The organism is Ligilactobacillus salivarius DSM 20555 = ATCC 11741 (assembly GCF_001435955.1).
Taxonomy (GTDB): domain Bacteria; phylum Bacillota; class Bacilli; order Lactobacillales; family Lactobacillaceae; genus Ligilactobacillus; species Ligilactobacillus salivarius.
The window spans coordinates 55914-70834 of record NZ_AYYT01000006.1 but is presented as its reverse complement, the minus strand read 5'-3'; the positions used below and the strand labels follow the sequence as shown (position 1 = coordinate 70834).

Annotated in this window: 15 protein-coding genes; 2 read left to right on the top strand and 13 right to left on the bottom strand. The window is 34.1% G+C overall.

Annotated elements, in window-relative coordinates:
* Positions 1-87: 87 nt before the first annotated feature.
* The 4 genes from FC55_RS10205 to secY2 all read right to left on the bottom strand — a co-directional run bounded on the left by FC55_RS10205 (position 88) and on the right by secY2 (position 3399).
* Complete coding sequence (locus FC55_RS10205; protein WP_258413455.1) at positions 88-213, bottom strand: hypothetical protein; 126 nt, start codon at positions 211-213, stop codon at positions 88-90.
* A gap of 20 nt (positions 214-233) precedes the next feature.
* The gene (locus tag FC55_RS04635; protein WP_003701486.1) at positions 234-551 is read right to left on the bottom strand and encodes an accessory Sec system protein Asp2; all 318 of its coding nucleotides are present in this window, start codon (positions 549-551) and stop codon (positions 234-236) included.
* Positions 552-577: 26 nt separating this feature from the next.
* On the bottom strand, positions 578-2098 hold the full coding sequence (asp1, locus tag FC55_RS04630; protein WP_225356277.1) for an accessory Sec system protein Asp1: 1521 nt from the start codon (positions 2096-2098) through the stop codon (positions 578-580).
* 71 nt (positions 2099-2169) lie between these two features.
* The gene (gene secY2, locus FC55_RS04625) at positions 2170-3399 is read right to left on the bottom strand and encodes an accessory Sec system protein translocase subunit SecY2 (protein WP_003701483.1); all 1230 of its coding nucleotides are present in this window, start codon (positions 3397-3399) and stop codon (positions 2170-2172) included.
* 150 nt (positions 3400-3549) lie between these two features.
* Here secY2 and FC55_RS04620 point away from each other — a divergent pair, with 150 nt between their 5' ends.
* Both FC55_RS04620 and FC55_RS04615 read left to right on the top strand, forming a co-directional pair.
* Positions 3550-4671: an endonuclease/exonuclease/phosphatase family protein gene (locus FC55_RS04620; protein WP_035150330.1), complete on the top strand. Its 1122-nt coding sequence runs from the start codon at positions 3550-3552 to the stop codon at positions 4669-4671.
* Positions 4672-4824: 153 nt separating this feature from the next.
* Positions 4825-6216, top strand: coding sequence for an MFS transporter (locus FC55_RS04615; protein WP_003708986.1), 1392 nt, complete (start codon positions 4825-4827; stop codon positions 6214-6216).
* A gap of 253 nt (positions 6217-6469) precedes the next feature.
* On the opposite strand, the gene rlmH is transcribed toward FC55_RS04615, so the two are convergent.
* From rlmH to yycF, 9 genes are all read right to left on the bottom strand, one after another.
* A complete protein-coding gene (gene rlmH / locus FC55_RS04610; RefSeq protein WP_003705699.1) occupies positions 6470-6949 on the bottom strand; it encodes a 23S rRNA (pseudouridine(1915)-N(3))-methyltransferase RlmH in 480 nt (159 codons plus the stop codon).
* 396 nt (positions 6950-7345) lie between these two features.
* Positions 7346-8653, bottom strand: a complete 1308-nt coding sequence (locus tag FC55_RS04605) for a S1C family serine protease (protein WP_011475476.1) — start codon at positions 8651-8653, stop codon at positions 7346-7348.
* A 98-nt stretch (positions 8654-8751) separates the two neighbouring features.
* Entirely contained in the window at positions 8752-9555 is an 804-nt protein-coding gene (locus FC55_RS04600; RefSeq protein ID WP_003701478.1) for an MBL fold metallo-hydrolase, read from the bottom strand.
* A 72-nt stretch (positions 9556-9627) separates the two neighbouring features.
* A complete protein-coding gene (locus tag FC55_RS10290) occupies positions 9628-9723 on the bottom strand; it encodes an MmcQ/YjbR family DNA-binding protein (protein ID WP_229104164.1) in 96 nt (31 codons plus the stop codon).
* Positions 9720-9965, bottom strand: coding sequence for an MmcQ/YjbR family DNA-binding protein (locus tag FC55_RS04595; protein ID WP_003701477.1), 246 nt, complete (start codon positions 9963-9965; stop codon positions 9720-9722). Before FC55_RS04595 ends, FC55_RS10290 begins: the two co-directional genes overlap by 4 nt.
* 70 nt (positions 9966-10035) lie before the next feature.
* Positions 10036-10836 carry a two-component system regulatory protein YycI gene (locus tag FC55_RS04590; RefSeq protein WP_003701476.1) on the bottom strand — a complete coding sequence of 267 codons (801 nt, stop codon included), beginning with the start codon at positions 10834-10836 and terminating at the stop codon, positions 10036-10038.
* Between the two features lie 11 nt (positions 10837-10847).
* Complete coding sequence (locus FC55_RS04585; RefSeq protein ID WP_003701475.1) at positions 10848-12185, bottom strand: YycH family regulatory protein; 1338 nt, start codon at positions 12183-12185, stop codon at positions 10848-10850.
* The gene (gene walK / locus FC55_RS04580; RefSeq protein ID WP_035150320.1) at positions 12175-14040 is read right to left on the bottom strand and encodes a cell wall metabolism sensor histidine kinase WalK; all 1866 of its coding nucleotides are present in this window, start codon (positions 14038-14040) and stop codon (positions 12175-12177) included. The genes FC55_RS04585 and walK overlap by 11 nt, the downstream gene beginning before the upstream one ends.
* 28 nt (positions 14041-14068) lie before the next feature.
* Positions 14069-14779: a response regulator YycF gene (yycF, locus tag FC55_RS04575; protein WP_003701473.1), complete on the bottom strand. Its 711-nt coding sequence runs from the start codon at positions 14777-14779 to the stop codon at positions 14069-14071.
* Positions 14780-14921 lie beyond the last annotated feature (142 nt).

The following is a 14921-nucleotide window of genomic DNA, read 5'->3' as shown; positions in this document are numbered from 1 at the left end:
GTAAGAAATTTTTAAGCAATTACAACGCTCGATTTAACAAAATTCACTCCAAATTCGGTGTAATAATTAATTTGAGGATGGAAAAAACTAATGATTTCCAGCTTCAATTTTGTATTCACCTTTATAGCTAGGATTTATTATATAGTTTCCTATGTTAGTAGCTGCAGTATCTCCATACTGACCACTAAAGAATTTATATCCTAGATTAGACATAAATTCATCCATATCTTTATCTAGAATAACTTTAGCCTTTTTTTCTTAAAAAAGTAACTCTGACTTTCAGTTTGAGCGTCAATTCCGTCAGTATAAAATACTGTGTATGCCGCTACAAAATTATCTAATGCCATTAAATCTGTTGTTTCATCCATGTCCGTTATAAAAGCCATATTAAATTGTAGACGTCGATGTTGTTTCTTTTCCTCTGCATTTAACTGAGCAATTCTCTCAGACAAATTTTCTGGCTCTATCACTAACCATTGAACATTATCTGGCATAGAGTATTTTTCAGATAAATCGTTCTTCCCTACTTGAACTAAGGTTATTTTACTCACTCAAACTCTCCCCCCTTTTTCGACAACTATAAAGCATCATTCCACAATCCTACTAAGTTGTCACTGGAATACTGTACGATCTTCTTGGCAGTATATACCAACGCTTCATTCCAGTTCTTCAATCCTACTAAGTAATACTCCAACGCATGTTTTAACTCTAATGAATCTGGCACTATCAAACCATTCTTTTGATGATTAACATAAGGGCTAGGAACTGAATTAATTTGTGGAATTCCCGCACTTATTCCTGCAATTTGAAGATATAAATCCATATCCTTGCCCATACCTATAATCAAACGAACAAAATTCCACTTACTAACAAGCGAATTTTCAGAATCAATCTTATAAAAATCAACTCGTTTAAAGAGTTTAACATTACGCAGAATTTCCTGACTTTCTTCATCTTGAAGTTCATTTTCTGCCATTTCTGCTACTTGCACATCAGCTTCAGTGATATTTAACTTGTCTAATATTCTTTCTTTTAAATAGTCCAATTTCTCCATTGAACTAGAATTAGCAGCATAGCCACCTAATATCAGTTCAACATATTTATTTTTCTGCATAAATTGACTGACTTCATTAGTCACTATCTTTAATTCTTCAATTGGAGTTTTATCAACTAATACGAATACTCTCAAAGCTCTAATTCGCTGACTTTGTCCCAAGCGTAACCGACTATCAAATGGCGGAATTTGCAAGACCGGCACTTGCATATTTAATTCAGCTAACTTATCTTTTACCAATTCCGTATTTCTTGGAGTATCGGCTACAATCACGTCCACTTTTTTTAATTGCTCTAGATCAGGAAAATCATGCTCAATATCTAAACGATCACTAAAAATACTCATAATCACCTTACTTTGTCTAGGTAGATCTAAAATTCTTTGATTGTGTCTTTTTTCTCCTGCAAGTACAACTACATCATCTTCAGTAAGATTATGTTCAATAAATTCAGAGTATTTTTCGGAAATCAAATCTCTCATTGAATCATATTTTGTTTGTTTAAAGTTTTGCTTGAACAAAGGATTAACTGTCACTTCACCATTATGTTCCAGCCTAAATCTCCATTCACCAGCTAAATTGAAGAATTCTTGTTTTTCAAAACCATTGTCATTATGTGTGACAATACTCGACAAAAAGCCTCGATCATCAAAGATATAAACTTTAGAAAGCTTCTTTTCCTTAAAGAAATTTATTCTTTGAAGTTGTCCTAAATTTCCACTGATAATTTGCGCATATGGTTGATTATCTACCCTTACTAAAATGTAAAAAGGATTATAAATAAAGACCGCATTTTTAGACCAAGCAAATTCTAGAGGATTAACTGGTCTAATGTTATCAAGGTGGGTGTCTTGTAAATCATCAAAAATACTATAATAATCAATATCATACAAATCTTGTCTTTGTAGAAAATCTCGCAACATTGGTGCATATTCTAGAATAATTGTCTTATTCTTCTCCTTAGCTTGATTAAACATCATTAACTGATTGACCGTATCATCAAATTCCATTTTCTTAGTCGTATAGTACCACTCTAAAAATTCCAATTCCCAGTCAGTATGATTCTAATTCCACGTCGGAATAAAGTAGAACATCATTTTCACTTCCTAACTATCACTTATTTAATCCATTTCTTGTAACTGTATAAACTCTTACCAGCACGAATCTGATCTTGAGTAGTAAAGATCATACCAACACACATTAATGCCATTCCCGGCAACATTACCACTTTTCTATAACTTGGGAAAAGTACCCCTAGATACAAAGGAGCACCAGCAATTAAACAAATATATATTGATCCAAAAACTGAAAAGAACCAGACATATTTATTGATATAACGTTTTGTATCTTTCCCAGGTCTTACCCCTTTAATATAGTCACCACTATTACGTAACCCTTCAGCAAGCTGACCAGCATCAATATTTACAAACCCAAACACAATTGATAATGTAAATAGAACAATAATATACATAGTTGCCCCCGTAAATGTATACATAGACATGCCCTTTTCAAATATCTTTAAAAATCCCACTGGGAAATGGTGAGCAAGGATTTGTAATAAATAACTAGTGATCATAAACATTGATATCGCAAACATGATTGCCATCCCACCACTTGCATTGGGTTTGATTGGAATATAAGATTCTCTGTTTAGATCATTGTTTATCATTACCTGTGTTACTGGTATTCGATATTCTGAACGTTCCATAAGAACCGATAAAACTATAATCAGAAGAATCGCCAGAATTACTATACTCGTGATTAGCACTGCATGGGGACTCTTGGAAATTTTCTTAAAACCTTCTCCTGCTTGTTGTCCAATTCCAGATATAATCCCAAACAGCATGATTAACATCATTCCACCGACACCTTTACTACCGTTAATTGTCGATAGATATATCGTCAGAAATCCCCCAGCTAACAAGATGCAAACTATACCGGCTTTATACATTAAATCCAACTTCAAATCAAAGTTCATCACAATTCCGATAGCTTGGATGATTGATACAACCAGGGTTATCAGATTTCTTACGTAGCCACTCTCTTTTTCGCTTAGATTTCCTAATCCTAGTGGCTTTATCATAGCTAAAACCGACCATAAAATCATAACAATCATATATGGTCCTAGCCCCATCGACATTAACGTCAGTTTCGTTAGATTTCCCCCTGTTGCACTACTTGTCAGCTGCATAATATAATTACTCTTCGCTTCCGCAACCGTATCCCCTAAAGGAATAGGTATCGAAGACCCCAGTATGTATATCGTCAAAATAACTGCAGTTGTCATAAATTTGGGCGCAAAAAAACTAAATAGCGTATCCTTTTTAGGCTTTCTTCTTAAACTCATTCACTCATCCTCATTTTTTTATATTCTTATCTGAGAGTATACCTTGTACAACGGATTATTGTTAACCGTATACTAAAAAAATTATTTCCCAGGTTATTTTCATGCTATAATTTTTTTAGATTTTTTAGAGAGGATTTGATTATTTTGCGAATGAAACATCCCATGTTACGTTGGGGACTAATATTTATTTTAGGTTTATTAGGATGTTTAGTTGTGTTTATTGATGCCTATGTAATCTATATGCAGACACATTATTATAGAATTAAAGATTATCAACCACTATCTATTAGACAAAAACTTAATCACTCTAATAAACTGCAAACAAATACTACCTACTCTGCTGCTACATATAATGTTGGATTTGGAGCATATAATCAGAAGTTTAGTTTTTTTATGGATACCGGCAAAATGAAGGACGGTACTAAAACACAAGGAAAATACGGAAAAGCTGAAAATGAAGCTGCTGTTTTACAAAATACAAATGGTGAAATCAATACGATGAAAAAAATTAATGCAGACTTCATGTTATTTCAAGAAATAGATGTTGATTCATCACGTAGTTATCACGTCAATCAAGTTAAAAAAATGAGTCAAAACTTTGCTAACTATGAAGAAATTTTTGCAAATAATTTCCATTCTCCTTATCTGTTATATCCTCTAAATGATCCACATGGAGCAGTTCAATCAGGACTATTATCACTCAGTAAATATCCTGTAGAACAAGCTACTCGTCGTAAATACCCTGTTTCTACCAGTTTTATTACTAAATTTACTGATTTAGATAGATGTTTCACCGTTATGAAAATTCCAGTAACTAATGGTCATAAACTGATTTTAATTAATAGTCATATGTCTGCTTATGATAAAGGTGGTAAAATGCGTGTTAAACAGTTAAAGCTTTTAAATTCTGTCATGGAATCTGAATATAAAAAGGGTAATTATGTCATTGTCGGTGGTGACTTTAACCATACATTTGGTCGAAAGATGTTAACCCATTTTAAGTCCCAACAAGAAACTCCCGACTGGGTGTCTGTCCTCTCTTCGAAAGATCTCGCACCTGATATTCGCATGGTTCATGCTAAAAATGAAAACACTGTTCCAACTTGTCGCGGTACTGATATTCCTTATCAAAAAGGAAAGACTTATACCACAGTTATTGATGGCTTCTTAGTATCCAAGAATGTTCAGGCTACTTCTGAAAACATCAACACTGAATTTGCCTATGCCGATCATAATCCAGTTAAATTAAGTTTCAAGCTATTGAATCAATAACCTCTAAGAACGTTGAACTAATCACGTTCTTTTTTTATTCATAAAATTTTATCGTAAATTCCGAACTTTAACTATTGTGCACAATATTATTCTGTGATATATTATTTGCGGGTTTTGAAACCGTTTACTTTAACGGAGAAAGAAGGTTTTTATATGTTTAAAAAATTACTTGCTCCACCCGGTAAAAAGCCACGTCTTTCAGATGCCGAGGTTGCTCGTAAATATCCACGTTATCGTACTCAAGTTATTATCTCTATTTTTGTTGGTTATATGGGGTACTATTTTGTTCGTAATACCACTTCCATTCTTTCTGGGATTTTGAAGATGTCAGCTACCGAAATAGGAATTATAACTTGTGCCAGCTATATTGCTTATGGTGTTTCTAAATTTGTCTCTGGACTTATTTCAGATGAATCAAATTCTAAAATTTTTCTACCTCTAGGACTATTATTATCAGGTATTATTAATATTTTTATCGGTGTTATTCCATCAGTAATCACAAGTGTCTGGCTATTTACCATCTTCTATCTAATTAACGGTTGGTTACAAGGTATGGGATGGCCTCCTGGTGCTAGAACTCTAGTATACTGGTTTGGTAATAAGGAACGTATCACTTACGGTACTATTTGGAATCTATCACATAATTTTGGTGGGGCTATTGCACCTTTACTAGCAGGTGCTGGCTTGGCACTTGCTGGAAATGATCCATTAGCACAAGCACGTGCAGCATATTGGTTCCCAGGTATTGTTGTTTGTATCATGGCCGTTATTATTTATTTTATTCAAGAAGACACTCCAGAATCAGTTGGATTACCACCAATTGAAGAATATAAATCAGAAGAATATCGTGAAAGTGATAATGCTAAACTTGAAGAAGATGCTGCTGCTGTTGAAATGAGCATGGGTGAAATTGTTAAGAAATATATTTTGCCAAACACTAAATTAATGTGGTCCTCACTTTACGCTGCTCTCGTTTATATTTTACGTTATGGTATCGTTTCTTGGACCCCTAAGTTCTTAGCAACTAGCATTCAAGACGGTGGTAAAGGTATCACTGCTGCTGCCGGTATGGGAGGATTTTCTTTCTTCGAGCTTGGTGGAATTGCTGGTATGTTAATTGCAGGTTGGGTATCAGCTAAATTATTCAAGAATTCTAAACCATTAACCAACGTTGCTTGTTTAATCATTACTCTCATATTATTAGTTGCTTATTGGTTTATTCCAGCTGGTCCTGAATATATGATTTGGGATTTCGCAATTCTTATCGGTTTAGGTGCTTCCATTTATGGACCAGTTATGATGGTTGGTTTGTATGCGATGGAACTTGTTCCTAAAGCTGCTGCTGGTGCTGCCGCTGGCTTGTCTGGTACTTTCAGTTATGTTGGTGGCGCTACTGTTGCTACTTTGGTTATCGGTATCATCGTTGACCATTTAGGCTGGGGTGTTGCATTTATCGTATTCGGTATCTCTGGTATTGCTGCTATCATTTGTACCCTACTTTCACGTGATAAATCTCTAGAATATTGGGAAGATGATAAAAAATAATCTAAATATATATAAGTTTTTAAAAAATGACGTTGTACCAATTCCATAAAGAATTGATATAACGTCATTTTTTCTTAATATAATTTGAAAAAGTATTCTATTTAATTTGCTGGGCTATCGATACTTTGGCTTAATTCCAGATTTTCATTTGCCACTTGGACTATTTCTTCAATCTTACTTTGAATTGCCATTAAAGCCCCTGCCCCTAAATAAAGACGTGCTGGTGGATTTCCGCCAAATCGTCATTAAATTTCTACTTATGATATGGTCTACCAGCATTTATCATGAATCCACGGTAAATTTGTTCTGTTAAAACCATTCTCATCAGTTGATGAGGAAGTGTGAAACGACCAAAAGAAATTTTTGTATTTGCTCTTTTTAAAACTTCAGGACTTAATCCTAAAGATCCACCGATAACAAAAGTAATATCACTAGTGCCGTATGTTCCTAAATCTGCTAACTCTTTAGCAAATTCTTCCGAAGAACGCTCTTTACCTTCAATCGCAAGGGCGTATACATATTCTTTATCTTTGATTTTCGCTAAAATACGTTCCCCCTCTTTTTCTTTCACGCCTTCCATTTCAGCTGGGCTTAATTTTTCAGGGGCCTTTTCATCAGGAACTTCGACAATTTGAAATTTACAAAAAGTACCTAGACGTTTTGCATATTCTGCAATTCCCTGTTTTAAATATTTTTCTTTTAACTTACCCACACCAATAATTTTTATATTCATAAGAAATCCACCTTCACACACAAGTTATTCACAAAGTTATCCACATATCCACAATTAGAATTCCTATATATTGTTACGAATATATTTTCGCCACAAGATTTATTGTTTCTTAATTTGTCAAGAATCAATTACTTATTCACAGGAATATTAAATAAAATTAATTTTTATAACTGCTTACAAAAGTTATTATATCAATGTTTATTTTGATTATTATAGCTAGATTATAAAGTTATTAACAATTATTCCACAGTCTGTGGATAACTTTATTTTTGTCTTTTCCCTTTATTCTGTAGTATTTTATGACTTTTCAACAGCCTTAAAATTTGTTATCCAAAAATCTATCCACAAAATAAAAAACACATATCTATCTTACAAGATATGTGCCAAAATTTCTATTTAATTTTCGTTAGATGCTGAAGTGGTATTAGAATCATTTGCTTCTAAAGTCAACTTCACATTAGTAGTCTTCTTACTACCTTCATGATAATACTCAATTGAAACAGTATCACCAATCTTATGTTTGTACAATTCTTCTTTCAATGTCGCTACATCGCTAATCTTCTTACCATTAACCTTTGTAATCACATCATACTTCTTAATATCAGTGTTCTTCAATGGAGAATCAGATTCAACACTCGCAATTACCACACCTTCAGTCACACTACTTGGCAATTTCAAAGTTGATGATTGATCACTAGAAGAAATGTTACTCAAATCGACCACTGCCACACCTAAGGCTGGACGAGATACTTTACCATTTTTCACAAGCTGATTAATGATCTTAACAACTTCATTACTTGGAATTGCAAATCCCATTCCTTCAACTGATGTGCTGTCACTGCCATATGAACTTGTGCCAGTAGAAGACAATTTCATGGAATTAATTCCGATTACTTGACCTGCTAAGTTGATTAAAGGACCACCAGAGTTACCAGGGTTGATGGCTGCATCTGTTTGAATTACAGTTGCTTGGCCAGTTGCATTACCAGAACTATCAGTTACATCAATTGTACGTTTCTTAGCTGAGATAATCCCTTCAGTTAATGAAGTTGCATATTGAGAACCCAATGGCGAACCGATAGCCAAGGCTGTTTCACCAACTTGAATATTGTCAGAGTCACCAAATGACGCTACTTGTGTTACGTCTTTAGCATTGATCTTCAATACCGCTAAGTCACTAACTGCATCATGTCCAACTTCTGTAGCAGAGACTTTTTTACCACTAGCCAAGATAATTTCAATCTTATTGGATCCAGAAACAACGTGATTATTAGTTACAATGAAAGCTGTATTCCCAGATTTTTTGTAAATCACACCAGAACCTTCACTAGTACTTGTTGTTTCTCCTTTACTACTATTACCAAAGATTGCTTCAAGTGAATCAGATGCACTGCTAGAAGAATAAGCTTCAACTGAAACTACTGCATTTTTCACTGATTTGAAAGCTTTAGTTGTCTGACTACTTACATCTACCTTAATATTAGATGTTTTCGTTGTTCCCAAAGAATTGTTGGAAGTTACATTTCTATTTTCATACCAGTTGTATCCACCAACTGCAATACCTCCACCAAGTAGGCCTGCTACTAAGCTAACAAGTGCAACTTTCTTGATAATTTTATTATTGTTATTGTTGTTGTTATTTTGATTGTTATTTGATGAATTTAATTCTGTAAATTCTCCTTCAATAGGACCTCTTTCACCCATTTTTCCAGCCCCTTTCAAGCTATTTCATAACCTAATTCTAGGATCTAATTATGAAAATTTTGCGAACAAAATAATTAATTTTCTCTAAAAAACTTTCTTTATAATTGGATTAATGGAGTGGCTTGTTTAGGATCTGTATCACAAATTTCAAAGTCATGACCAACCGCTAAATCGTGTTCTTTCATGATATCTTCTACTGTGACATGCGCTAATGCCTTAACATTATTTTCCTGACTTAGATGTCCCAAGAATATTTTCTTAGTATTATTTCCCAAAACATCCATCAAAGCTGCAGCCCCATCATCATTCGACAAGTGCCCTGTATCACTCATAATTCTTTGTTTCAATGACCAGGAGTATGGTCCCATCCGCAACATTTCTGTATCATGATTACATTCAAATAGATAAGCTTCAGCATTATTAATCACACCAGCTACACTATCTGGGACATAGCCAGTATCTGTAACAATCGCAAATGAAGATTTTCCGTGATGTAACTCATAAAATTGAGGTTCAGCGGCATCGTGTGATACACCAAAACTTTCAATATCAACATCGCCAATACTCAAAGTCTTCCCCATATCAAAAATATGCTTTTGCTCCAAAGGAACTTTGCCAATTTTCGCACTCATTGCGTCCCAAGTTCCTTGATTAGCGTAAATATTCATGCCATATCTTCTGGCCAAAACACCTACACCCTTGATATGATCGCTATGTTCATGCGTTACTAATAAGCTATCTACATCCTTCAAAGTTCTACCAATTGAATTCATCAATTCTTCGATCTTTTTCCCAGATAAACCTGCATCTACTAGTACTTTACTCTTAGGTGTTTCAATATATGTAGCATTACCAGTACTTCCGCTTGCTAAAACGCTGATTTTCATTCCTTGATCTTCCAAATCTAAAATCTCCCTAATTAGTTTCCAACGATAATAATAACAATTTAGTCTTCTTTTTTAAAGTTAATCGCTTTATTTTGTGAATTTATAGCTCATTTCTAACAACTTTAATATCTGTTCTGGAGCTACTTTTTTCAATTGTACGCTAATCCAATGTTGCTTATTCATGTGATATGCAGGTAAATATCCTTCTTCTCAATTAATTCTGGCTCTAATTTTAAATCTATAATTTCTTCTAACTGAGTACCTTTTAATCCTAATTTTTCTGCTTCAACATCCATAACAATCGCAAACCATTTACGGTTGTGGCGATGTCTAAGAACTGCATAATTAGGATTTTTCTTCCATAAATATTCCGGGTTTACTTGATAATGTTCAGCGATATATGCAAATAATTCTTTACGTTCCACAACTCTACCTTCTTCCGCTAAATTGTGCTAAAAAAATAGAACTAAGAAATTTCCTAGTCCTATTTTCTCACTAATCATCCATAATTGCACCAGTAAACGCATTTAAGCGTCGATATTGCACAATTCCAGATGAATCATTCTTAATCTTCACATTCCATGTTGGAATTAAAATTGTATTATTGTTTGCTGTCAATAACTTCGTATAACCTAGTTTCACCCATTTAACCGTTGAATTAGCTGGAATTTTGTTATATTGATACAACAAAATAACTGCTCGTCTCTGGCTAATCGTCTTCTTCACTTCTCTTAATTGATGTATCTTAGCGAGATGACGTTGAGTATAACCTACAACATAGCCACTTTTAACCGTAAATCTTAATTGACCCTCAGGTGTATAGATTGGCTTTCCATGCACCATTTGCGTATAAACAATAGTATTTTTACTTGATAATTCTTTAGAGTATGCATAGTCTTTTCCATGAATTATCAAACTCGTATCATCAACTACTGAATTTAAAGTTTTTTGTGGATTGTCGCTATCATTTATTTTAATTAACGTGGTAAAATCACCCGTCAATTTATGATCATTATATGTCCAGGTAACGTAGCGCAAATCAGTATCAGCTTTATTCTTCAAATCATCGCTATTAGGACTTGCAAGATAATATCCTTCACTAGCTCGATTCGACAATATCGGATTTATTTCGATCTGATCATTCCGGATACTCTTCATAATCGTTTCATTAGCACCTTGGTTAGAATTCTTTATTGATACTACAGACCAATTTTGTTGAAAGTAGGTAAATATCAAAAAGATATCGAGAACTATGAAAGCTAGAAAGAATATCCACTCAATTCGTCTAAAATTCATACTTCATTCACCTACTTTCCAAAATTTTGAAATAGCTGTTCATAATCAATCCATCTGCCATCAACCTTTATTAGGTAAGTTGGCACCAGATCCACGACTTGACTTGAACTATCATTACGTTGCCAAGAGTATGCAATTTTTATAGCTTTTACACGATTAGAACTATAACCTATGCTCGATAAGCGATTTAAAATATCACTCGTTGATGGTAGTGTCTTTTGCTTATTAGTGTTTGGCAATGGCACTTGTAAACCATATAAAGAGAACATAAATCTTTGCCCATTTGAAGTAACATTTTGTAAGCTATAAGTTCCATAATTATACTCTGAAACAATTGGAAATCCTGCAATATAGTTACGATAAATTACTTCGCCAGTCTTACTCTCATAATTCGAATACCTAACATCATCTAATGTAACTCCTAGAGAATTAAGCTTGGCCAGATTAATCTCCAAAGTCTTACTAAAGCTGACTTTTGGCTTATTTTTATCATTACTATCATAATTGATATATTCGACTTCACCATGTTTATTATCAACTGTCATCCTCTGATTAGCGTCATCAGAATAAACCGTCTTACCATCTTGTTGCTTGGTTGTAATTGTCGCTGAAGTATTAGCTCCCAACAATTTAGCCACCATATTACCAGCAGATTCTTTATTGATTAGATAGCTATATTCGTTTAATTTTACCCCTTGCGGATATGTCCAACGATAGCCATCACCTATATTTTCCAAAGCAGTCGCTACTGACTGAGTATGCTTGTCTTTAGTCAATGCCATTAAAGATTTAACATTCAGATTTTTCACACTTACTTTATAAATATTTTGTTTCTTACTATTTAGAAAATAAATTGTATTTCCTGAATTACCAGTTGGAATAATAATCTGATCGACATTTTCTTTATTTTCAGCAATCTTTTTAGGTGCCTTATCAAACAAGATGCACACATACTTTATTGGCAATACATCTGGGTAATTCAAAATCAAACTATGACTTTGATTAACTGTGGCCAAATATTTAGGAACATTCTGCTTAGCTACGGTTTTTAATGATGTTATTTCAACTCTATTCATAATCTTTTTAGCTTGATTAGTAATATCTGAATGATAATTGAAATACTGATATTTCTTAGTAGTAGTTTCGTTATACATCAAGCTCGTTGGAGTATATACATCATCTAGCCTTTTATTTGAATCATTCGTTACACCACTGCTTGTATCAACTGGTGTACGTCCAACATTTTGAAAGAAGGTAGTAGGATTAAACCAGATTAACCAGGTAAAAGCAATACTGATAACAACGGTCAAAATTAAACCCAGATGTAACATCCATGTCCTAATTTTCATCCCACAAATCCTCCTCACTATATTCTTCATATGGTAAAGAAATATAGAATGTTGAACCTTTACCTTCTACACTATCTACCCAAATGCGACCATGATGAAGTTCGATTACTTCTTTAGAAATCGCTAATCCTAAACCAGTTCCTCCTTGAGCTCTTGAACGTGCTTTATCAACACGGAAGAAACGATCAAAGACATGACCTAGATCTTTCTTTGGAATTCCTAGACCTTGGTCACTGATACTTAGAATTACATTATTATGTGTTTCCAATAAGCGACAAGTAATTACCCCACCATCAGGAGAGTACTTAATCGCATTATTCATGATATTGTCGACCACTTGAATGAATTTATCGGTATCTAACTCTACCCATAAATCACGTTTAGTAAAATCACGTTTAATCGTGTAATTCTTAGTCTTAATATCTCGCGTATCAATCTTATCTTTCTTCAACATCATGTCGAAACGATCCAGAATATAATTTACTAGCCCATTGATATTGACTAATTCTAGATCTAATTTTACAGTTCCAGAATCCATTCTTGATAAGCTTAGCAAATCATTAATCATACGTATCATTCTGTCAGTTTCATCTTGTGTAACCTTCAAAAATTCTGGAGCAACTTTTTCATCTCTCCAAGCACCATCATTCAACGCTTCAATGTAGCTGCGCATACTTGTCAAAGGTGTACGCAATTCGTGGGAAACGTTAGAAACAAATTGCTTACGTTCTCTATCAATCTTTTGTTGTTCCGTAACATCGTGTAGCACGCAGACAATCCCAGAAATAAAGCCAGATTCTCTTTGAATAACTGAGAAATAGGCATTCAAGATTAAGTCTTTTTCACCTGACATATCAAGGACAACTTCATCTTGTTTTTCTAGCAAATCTCTTAACGTATATTGGTTACGAATATCCAAAATATCTAAGATTGACTTACCTAATACTTCGCCTTCAGAAATATCGAGATAATTCATCGCCATATCATTAACAATCGTTATCCCACCACGTCTATCAGTCGCAATCACACCGTCAGACATATGCGATAGCACACTGTCCAATCTTCTTCTTTCTGATTCAGAAAGCTCCTGAGTTTCTTCAACACGAATTGATAAATTATTTACAGCTTGTGCTAATTGACCTAATTCATCATTTCCATATTGATGTACGTGTCCTGAGTAATCTCCACGTGCAATCCTAGCTGTTTGCCGCTTCATTTCTTCGATTGGCTTAGTAATCGAACTTGAAACAATGATCGCTAAAAACATACCGATAACAATCGCAATTAACGAAGCAGAAGCAAAGATCACTACAACGTTATTTACCGAGTCATATACACTCGCCATATCTGCCCGAGTATAAATTGCCCCAACAACAGCGTTATTATTACTCGATACATTCAGCAAAGGTGTGATTGAAATGTAATATTGCTTATTATCATTCCGATTATAAGTCGTTTCTGTATATGTACGACCTGTATAAAGCACGCCTTTAACTGCACTATTTGTTGTCTTTTGCCCGATTAAAGAACGACTATTTACATCACTATCTCCCCTGATAGTGCCTTTCGCATCTATTACTTGAACTTCTTGAATATTAGCGTTATTAATATCATCTAAGATGTTCTTAATTTTAGTGTTAGCCCCTTCTGTATCCGTCCTACTCAAAGCAACTATTAATGAATTTTCAACATAAGTAGACAATTCCACTCGTTGTTTGAAAGATTTTAAATTATCATTTTTTAGTTGTCTAACAAATATAGCCCCAACAATTTGAAAAGTTATTAGTAATAACAATGCAAATACAAGGGCTATTTTAAAATGGATTGAATGGAAGAAGCGAACTTTTTTATTCATATTTTCTGCCTCTATCATTCCTTACCACCTATTCAACTTCAGGATTGCGTAAATAATAACCTACACCACGACGTGTCACTAACCAAGTTGGACGACTAGGATTATCTTCAATCTTTTCTCTTAAACGACGAACTGTTACGTCCACAGTACGCACATCACCAAAGTAGTCATATCCCCAAACTGTTTGTAACAAATGTTCACGCGTCATAACTTGACCTAGATGTTGAGCTAAGTAATGTAATAACTCAAATTCGCGATGAGTTAATTCAATTCTTTGACCATTCTTAGACACAGTGTATGCTTCTGGATGAATTGTCAAATCACCAACAGTAATTTCAGAATTCTTGTCATCTTCAGCGGAAGACTTTGCGGCTACTGCTGATTGACGGCGCAAATTGGCTTTAACACGAGCTACTAATTCACGGTTAGAGAAAGGTTTAGTTACATAGTCATCTGCACCTAATTCCAAACCTAGAACCTTATCAATTTCAGAATCCTTGGCTGTTACCATAATGATTGGCATGTCATGTGTCTTACGAACTTCACGAGCTACTTCTAAGCCATCAATTTTTGGCAACATCAAGTCAAGTAAAATTAAGTCTGGTTCTACTTCTTTAACTTGTTGTAAAGCTTCTTCACCATCATAGGCTGTATAAACATCATAACCTTCTTTGGTTAAATTAAACTTCACTATATCTGAGATGGGTTTTTCATCATCTACTACAAGTATCTTTTTCATAGTTTAATACCTCCTGTCTACTAGTTTTAGCAGACATCTTATAAACAGAACAAATTCCTCATTCTGTACCATTCTTAATTATAACCTATAATTTGTCATCTAACAAAAAATTACCTGAATTCGGTTTTGTTAATCATTATAA

Coding starts and splice junctions, on each gene's coding strand:
- FC55_RS10290 (WP_229104164.1), bottom strand. CDS start 9,723: ATGAATAAGCAACATTGGATTAGCGTACAATTGAAAAAAGTAGCTCCA.
- rlmH (WP_003705699.1), bottom strand. CDS start 6,949: ATGAATATAAAAATTATTGGTGTGGGTAAGTTAAAAGAAAAATATTTA.
- FC55_RS10205 (WP_258413455.1), bottom strand. CDS start 213: ATGTCTAATCTAGGATATAAATTCTTTAGTGGTCAGTATGGAGATACT.
- FC55_RS04585 (WP_003701475.1), bottom strand. CDS start 12,185: ATGAAAATTAGGACATGGATGTTACATCTGGGTTTAATTTTGACCGTT.
- FC55_RS04590 (WP_003701476.1), bottom strand. CDS start 10,836: ATGAATTTTAGACGAATTGAGTGGATATTCTTTCTAGCTTTCATAGTT.
- secY2 (WP_003701483.1), bottom strand. CDS start 3,399: ATGAGTTTAAGAAGAAAGCCTAAAAAGGATACGCTATTTAGTTTTTTT.
- FC55_RS04615 (WP_003708986.1), top strand. CDS start 4,825: ATGTTTAAAAAATTACTTGCTCCACCCGGTAAAAAGCCACGTCTTTCA.
- yycF (WP_003701473.1), bottom strand. CDS start 14,779: ATGAAAAAGATACTTGTAGTAGATGATGAAAAACCCATCTCAGATATA.
- walK (WP_035150320.1), bottom strand. CDS start 14,040: ATGAATAAAAAAGTTCGCTTCTTCCATTCAATCCATTTTAAAATAGCC.
- FC55_RS04605 (WP_011475476.1), bottom strand. CDS start 8,653: ATGGGTGAAAGAGGTCCTATTGAAGGAGAATTTACAGAATTAAATTCA.
- FC55_RS04620 (WP_035150330.1), top strand. CDS start 3,550: ATGAAACATCCCATGTTACGTTGGGGACTAATATTTATTTTAGGTTTA.